Source organism: Streptomyces cahuitamycinicus, from assembly GCF_002891435.1.
Classification (GTDB): Bacteria; Actinomycetota; Actinomycetes; order Streptomycetales; family Streptomycetaceae; genus Streptomyces; species Streptomyces cahuitamycinicus.
In genome coordinates, this window is the sequence record NZ_POUC01000447.1 from 1 (window position 1) to 6,313 (window position 6,313).

General features: G+C 72.0%; 2 protein-coding genes and 1 pseudogene. 2 read left to right on the plus strand and 1 reads right to left on the minus strand.

The genetic code is table 11. The features are described 5' to 3' along the window. Together C1J00_RS36280 and C1J00_RS36285 are read left to right on the plus strand one after the other, a co-directional pair. Positions 1-4,208 (plus strand): non-ribosomal peptide synthetase (locus C1J00_RS36280; RefSeq protein WP_146046323.1); only part of this gene is annotated, 4,208 nt, incomplete at its 5' end. After that, positions 4,198-5,898, plus strand: a complete 1,701-nt coding sequence (locus tag C1J00_RS36285) for an ABC transporter ATP-binding protein (RefSeq protein WP_102913186.1) — start codon at positions 4,198-4,200, stop codon at positions 5,896-5,898. The genes C1J00_RS36280 and C1J00_RS36285, both read left to right, overlap by 11 nt. Positions 5,899-6,123: 225 nt before the next feature. On the opposite strand, the pseudogene C1J00_RS46040 reads toward C1J00_RS36285, so the two are convergent. Then, positions 6,124-6,313: pseudogene (locus C1J00_RS46040) on the minus strand (esterase family protein); the annotation flags it as partial.

Consider the following 6,313-nt stretch of genomic DNA (forward strand, 5'->3'; position numbering starts at 1 on the left):
CCATCATCCTCCGCCAACGCGAACTCGGCGGCTCCCTCACCCGCTTCGCCCAGGCCCGGACACTTCAGGCTCCCGAAGGCACGGCATACGCCGACGCCGTACGCGCCGCGAACGCCGTGGTCGCCGCACACCCGTCCCTCCGGATGCGCCTCGACACCGCACACGGCGTATGGACCCTCCGCACCGACCCCGCACGCGATGTCACCGTCGTACGCCAGGACACGACCGACGCGACAGCCGTCGCGAACGAGGCCGCCGGACAACTCGACCCCGAGTCGGGCGAAGTGATCGCGTTCGCGTGGCTGGAGCCGAGCAGGACCCTCGTCGTCACCGTGCACCACCTCGCCGTCGACGCGGTCTCCTGGCTGATCCTGCTCGACGACCTGGCAACGGCCCTGCGTGGCGAGCCCCTCGCCCCGCCGACCACCTCGTACGCCGAGTACGCCGAAGGCATGACGCTCCGGGCAACCCACGACCTCGACGACCTCGGCCGCTGGGTCACCACCCTCCAGGCTCCCGAACTGCTCCCGCTCACGGGGACGTTGCGCAATACGACGGTGGTAGTCGCCCCGGACGTGAGCGACAGCGTCACCCGCACCGCGCCCGCAGCACTCGGCCTCGGCCTCACCGAGCTGCTGTGCGGCGCCCTGCGCACCGCGCTGACCCGGATCCAGCCGTCACCCACCGACCTCGCGATCGACCTGGAGCGCCACGGCCGGGTCCCGGTCCTCGAACAGCACGACTACACCCGTACGGTCGGCTGGTTCACCTCCATCGCACCCGTACGGCTCACCCCGCACACCGACCCCGTCGCGGCCGCGCGCGAGGTCGTGGAGCGTCAGCCGGACGAGGACGGGCACGTCGCCTACGGCCGGCTCAGGTACCTCAACCCGCAGACGGCCCCGCTGCTGACCGCCCGTCCGCAGGTGCTGTTCAACTACCTCGGCCGGGGCAGCGAGTCACAGGCGCTGCACCTCACCGGCGGAGACCAGGGCAGCCCCTACGCCGTCGAGGTCAACGCGTGGACCGACGAGGCCACCGGCAGCCTGCTCGCCGAGTTCATCCTGGCCGAGGGCGTGCCCGACGAGCTCACCGAGCACTGGCGCGCCGCCCTCCAGCACATCGCCGACGCCGCCGCGACGGCCGAACGCACCGCACCCGTCACCCCGCTCCAGCGCGGCCTGTACTTCCAGGCCCAGATGGCGGGTTCGGCCGGACACTACGTCGCGCAGAACTGGTTCACCTTCGACCGGCGCCTGGACACCGGCGCGCTGGCCGAAGCCATGGCCCACGTGATCGCACGGCACCCGGTCGTCGGCGCCGGCTTCGGCACCGACGGCGACGGAAACCCGGTGCAGCTCCTCAAGGCCGGCCGCAAGGTCGACGTCCCTACGATCGCCCTGGCGACGGACGCGGAGGTCGACGCCCTGCGCGCCCGGGACCGCGACACGGGCTTCGACCCGGGCGAGCCGCCGCTCATCCGGCTGACCGTCGTGCACCTGCCCGCCGACCGGGACGGCCTCCTGCTCAGCTACCACCTGCTCCTGTGGGACGGCTGGTCCCGGGAGATCGTGCTGCGGGACCTCTTCGACGCCTACCGTGCCGTTCTGGCGGGTGAGCCCCTCGATCCGGCACCGGCCGCGCCGAGCTTCGAAGAGCACGCCCGAGCGCTCGCCGCCAAGGACCCGGCGGTGTCGGAGCGCTTCTGGGCGGACCACCTGGCCGGTCTCCCCGGACCCACCCTGCTCGCCGGACCGGCTCCGTCGTTCTCGGACGACCTGCCGAAGGCCCTCGTGCACACCCTGTCCGCCGAGCAGTCCGCGCTCGTCCGGGAAGCGGCCCGGACGCACGGCGTCACCCTGAACTCGGTGCTGACCGGCGCGTTCGGCCTGCTGCTCGGCGCACACACCGGCCGTAGCGACGCCGTTTTCGGTGTGACCGTCTCCGGCCGCGACGGCGAGGGGCTGGACGGCATCGTCGGTGTGCTGCTCAACACCGTGCCGATGTGGACCCGGGCCCGTCCGGACGACACGGTCCGCGCCTACCTGTCGGCCGTCCAGGCGGCCCGGGTCGAGGCGATGGAGCACGAGCACCTCGGGCTCGGCGAGATCCAGCGGGCCAGCGGGCACGACACCCTGTTCGACAACCTCTTCGTGCTCCAGAACTTCCTGGACATGGACGCGTTCGCCGAGATGAACGCCCGGCACGGCATCACCTCGGTCAAGGCGGACGATTCCACGCACTACCCCTTCACCTGGGTCGTCACCCCCGGCGACCGGCTCACGGTCAAGCTGGAGTACCGCGACGGTGACACGGGCAACGCCCGCCGTCTCCTGGACGACTACCTGAGCGTGCTGGAGGACGTGGCCCGGGCGACCGGTCCGGTCGGTGCGCTGCGGGGCCTCGGACCGGTGCCGGAGCCGGGCGAGCGCACCGAGGTCGGCACGGACACCGTCGTCGACCGGTTCGACCGGGCGGCGGACCGCGACCCGCAGCGGGTGGCGCTCGTCGCCCACGGCGCGACAATGACGTTCGCCGAACTCCGGGACCGCAGCCGGAGGGTGGCCGGTGTGCTCGCCGCGCGCGGCATCGGCCCCGAGACGACCGTCGGGCTGGCGATCCCGCGCTCCCCCGACTGGATCGTGGCCCTGTTCGCCGTCCTGCGGGTCGGCGCCGCGTACGTGCCGCTGGAACTGGACCACCCGGACGAGCGGATCGCCGCCATCGTCGAGGACGCCGGGCCGGAGGTGACCCTCACCGTGAGCAGTGTGTCGCCCCGGCTGACCGGCGAGCTGATCGAACTCGACCGGCCGCTTCCCGAGGCCGAGCCGTATCCGACGTTCGCGCCGGACGACCCCGACCGGCTGCGGCACCCCGCGTACACGATCTACACCTCCGGTTCCACCGGCAAGCCCAAGGGCGTCGTGACGGAGTACGCCGGGCTCACCAACATGCTGATCAACCATCAGCGCCGCATCTTCGAGCCGGTGCTGGCCGAGCACGGCGACCGGGTCTTCCGGATCGCACACACCGTGTCGTTCGCGTTCGACATGTCGTGGGAGGAGCTGCTGTGGCTCGCCGACGGCCACGAAGTACACATCTGCGACGAGGAGTTGCGCCGCGACGCACCCCGGCTGGTCGACTACTGCCTGGAGCACGGCATCGACGTGATCAACGTGACGCCGACCTACGCGCAGCAGCTGGTGGCCGAGGGCCTGCTCGACAACCCGGCACGGCGTCCGGCGCTGGTGCTGCTCGGCGGTGAGGCCGTCACACCGACGCTGTGGCAGCGGCTCGCCGACACCGAGGGCACGGTCGGCTACAACCTGTACGGTCCCACCGAGTACACCATCAACACCCTCGGCGTCGGTACGTTCGAGTGCCCGGACCCGGTGGTGGGCGTGCCCATCGACAACACGGACGTGTACGTCCTGGACCCGTGGCTGCGGCCCCTGCCGGACGGCGTCCCCGGTGAGCTGTACGTGTCGGGCATCGGCATCGCGCGCGGCTACCTCGGGCAGCCCGCCCAGAGCGCGCACCGATTCGTCGCCTGCCCGTTCGGCGCGCCCGGCGAGCGCATGTACCGCACCGGCGACCTGGTGGTCCGCCGGCCGGACGGCAACCTGATGTACCTGGGCCGCACCGATCAGCAGGTCAAGATCCGCGGCCACCGGGTCGAACTCGGCGAGGTCGAGGCCGTGTTCGCCGCGCACCCGGCGGTACGGTTCGCCGCCGCGGTCGCCCAGCCCGACCCGCAGGTCGACGGCGCCTACCGGCTGGCCGCGTATCTCGTCCTGGACGGGGCCGATCTGGCCGCGGTCGCCGTCGAAGTGGGCGCCGGACTGCCGGACTTCCTGCGGCCCACGCACTACGCCCAGGTCGACGGCATCCCGCTGACGGTGAACGGGAAGGCTGACACCAAGGCGCTGCCCGAGGCCAAGCCGCTGGGCGCGCTGACCACGGCGGGGGAGCGGGGCCCGCAGACCGAGACCGAGACCGTGGTGTGCGAGTACTTCGCCGAGGCACTGGATCTTGACGACGACGAGGTGAGCGCGGTGAGCGACTTCGTGTCCCTCGGGGGACACTCCATGCTGGCGGTACGGCTCGTCGGGCTGCTCCGCCGCGAGTACGGTCCCGTGATCACGATCCGCGATCTGTTCACCCTGCGAACCCCGGAAGCGATTGCCCGCCACCTCGATGACAACTGACACGCAGCGACCCCGCGAAGGGGCCGCCATCCTCCGCACCGCCCTGCGCCGCAACATCGGCGCCATGGTCTGGGGCACCCTCCTCATGGGCCTCTACCAGGCCGGTGAGACGGCCTTCCCCATCGCCCTCGGCCTGATCGTCGAGCACACGATGCGGGACGGCCGCAGCCTCCAGGCGCTCGCCCTGTCGATCGGCGCGCTGGCCGTGATCATCACGACCGTGTCGCTGTCGTGGCGGTTCGGCATGCGGATCCTGCAGAAGGCCAACACGACCGAGGCGCACCGCTGGCGGGTGAAGGTCGCGGCCTGCGGCCTGCAGCCCGTGGCCCGGGACGTCGACCTCAAGTCCGGCGAGGTGCTGACCATCGCCACCGAGGACGCGGACCAGACCGCCGACATCATCGAGGTGGTTCCGCTGCTGATCAGCTCGCTCGTCGCGGTGCTGGTCGCGGCGGTCGCGCTGGGCCTGGCCGACATCCGACTCGGTCTGCTGGTGATCGTGGGCACCGTCGCGATCCTGTCGATCCTCAGCGTGATGTCGAAGCGGATCGGCAGCAGCACCCAGGAGCAGCAGGCCCGGGTGGCGCGGGCGGGTGCGAAGGTCGCCGACCTGATCACCGGCCTGCGCCCGCTGCACGGCTTCGGCGGCAACCACGCGGCGTTCCGGTCCTACCGGAAGGTCAGCGCGGAGGCGAAGCACCAGTCGATCACCGTGGCCAAGGTGAACGGCGCCTACGCGGGTACCGCGCTGGCCCTCAACGCCGTCCTCGCCGGCGCCGTGACCCTGACAGCGGGCTGGCTGGCGTTCGAGGGCCGGATCACCATCGGGGAACTGGTCATGGCCGTGGGTCTGGCGCAGTTCATCATGGAGCCGCTCAAGCTGTTCTCGGAGATGCCCAAGTACGTGATGATCGCGCGTGCCTCGGCCGAGCGGATGGCGCTGGTGCTGTCGGCCCCGCCGGTCATGACCCCGGGCACCGGACACCCCTCACCCGGCGGCGACCTGGAGATCGACGGCGTCCGCCACGGCACCCTGACCGACCTGACGTTCCGGGTGAAGGCGGGGGAGTTTGTCGCCATCGCCCCCTACCAGCCCCAAGCGGCGGCCGACCTGGCCGCCGTCCTGGCGGTGCGCGTACCGCCCGCCGCGTACGGGGGGACGGTGCGGGTCGGCGGCCGGGAGCTGGCGGACCTCTCGGTGGAGGCGGTCCGTGAGCACCTGCTGGTCAACCCGTACGACGGGGAGATCTTCGCGGGCACGCTCCGCACGAACATCGACCCGTCGGGCACCAGCCGGACGGTCCCCGACGCCGTCGAGGCCTCCATGCTGACCGATGTCGTGGCCCTGCACCGCGAGGGCCTCGACTACGGCGTCCGCGACCGGGGCGCCAACCTCTCCGGAGGCCAGCGCCAACGCCTGTCCCTGGCCCGTGCCCTGGCCGCCGACACCGACGTCCTCGTCCTGCACGACCCGACGACGGCGGTGGACGCGGTCACCGAGCAGCTCATCGCCCGCAACGTGGCGAAACTGCGCCGGGGCCGCACGACGATCGTCATCACCAGCAGCCCGGCGTTCCTGGACGCGGCGGACCGGGTCCTGGTCCTGGACGACGGCACGATCACGGCGGAAGACACCCACCGCAACCTCCTGACCAACGACGAGGCGTACTGCCTGGCGGTCGCACGGTGAGTTCCAGGGGTGGCTGGGGGATACGCCCCCAGGGGCGCGGGGAACTGCGCGATCGGCCCTCACGGGCCGGCAGACGAGGACTCACCGAGGGCCCCTGTTGGGGGGCGCGGGGAACTGCGCGATCAGCCCCCACGGGCCGGCACAGGACTACTCACGAGGGCCCAGCCGACGCTGTTTCGGGGGCGCGGGGAACTGCGCGACCAGCCCCCACGCACCCGCACCCGACTACGACCCGAGGGCCCAGCCGACATCCCTGAGCAGCGCATGACGCCACCCGGCGCGGTCATGCCCGGACGCGGACCGGGAAACCCGAACGGTCGCCCCTGCCCGCTCCACCAAGCCCTCGGTCACCTCACAGTGGGGCAGCATCCGGTCCTCGTGCTCCCCGACATCGAACGCGACCCGCAGCCCCGGC

Coding starts and splice junctions, on each gene's coding strand:
- C1J00_RS36285 (WP_102913186.1), top strand. CDS start 4,198: ATGACAACTGACACGCAGCGACCCCGCGAAGGGGCCGCCATCCTCCGC.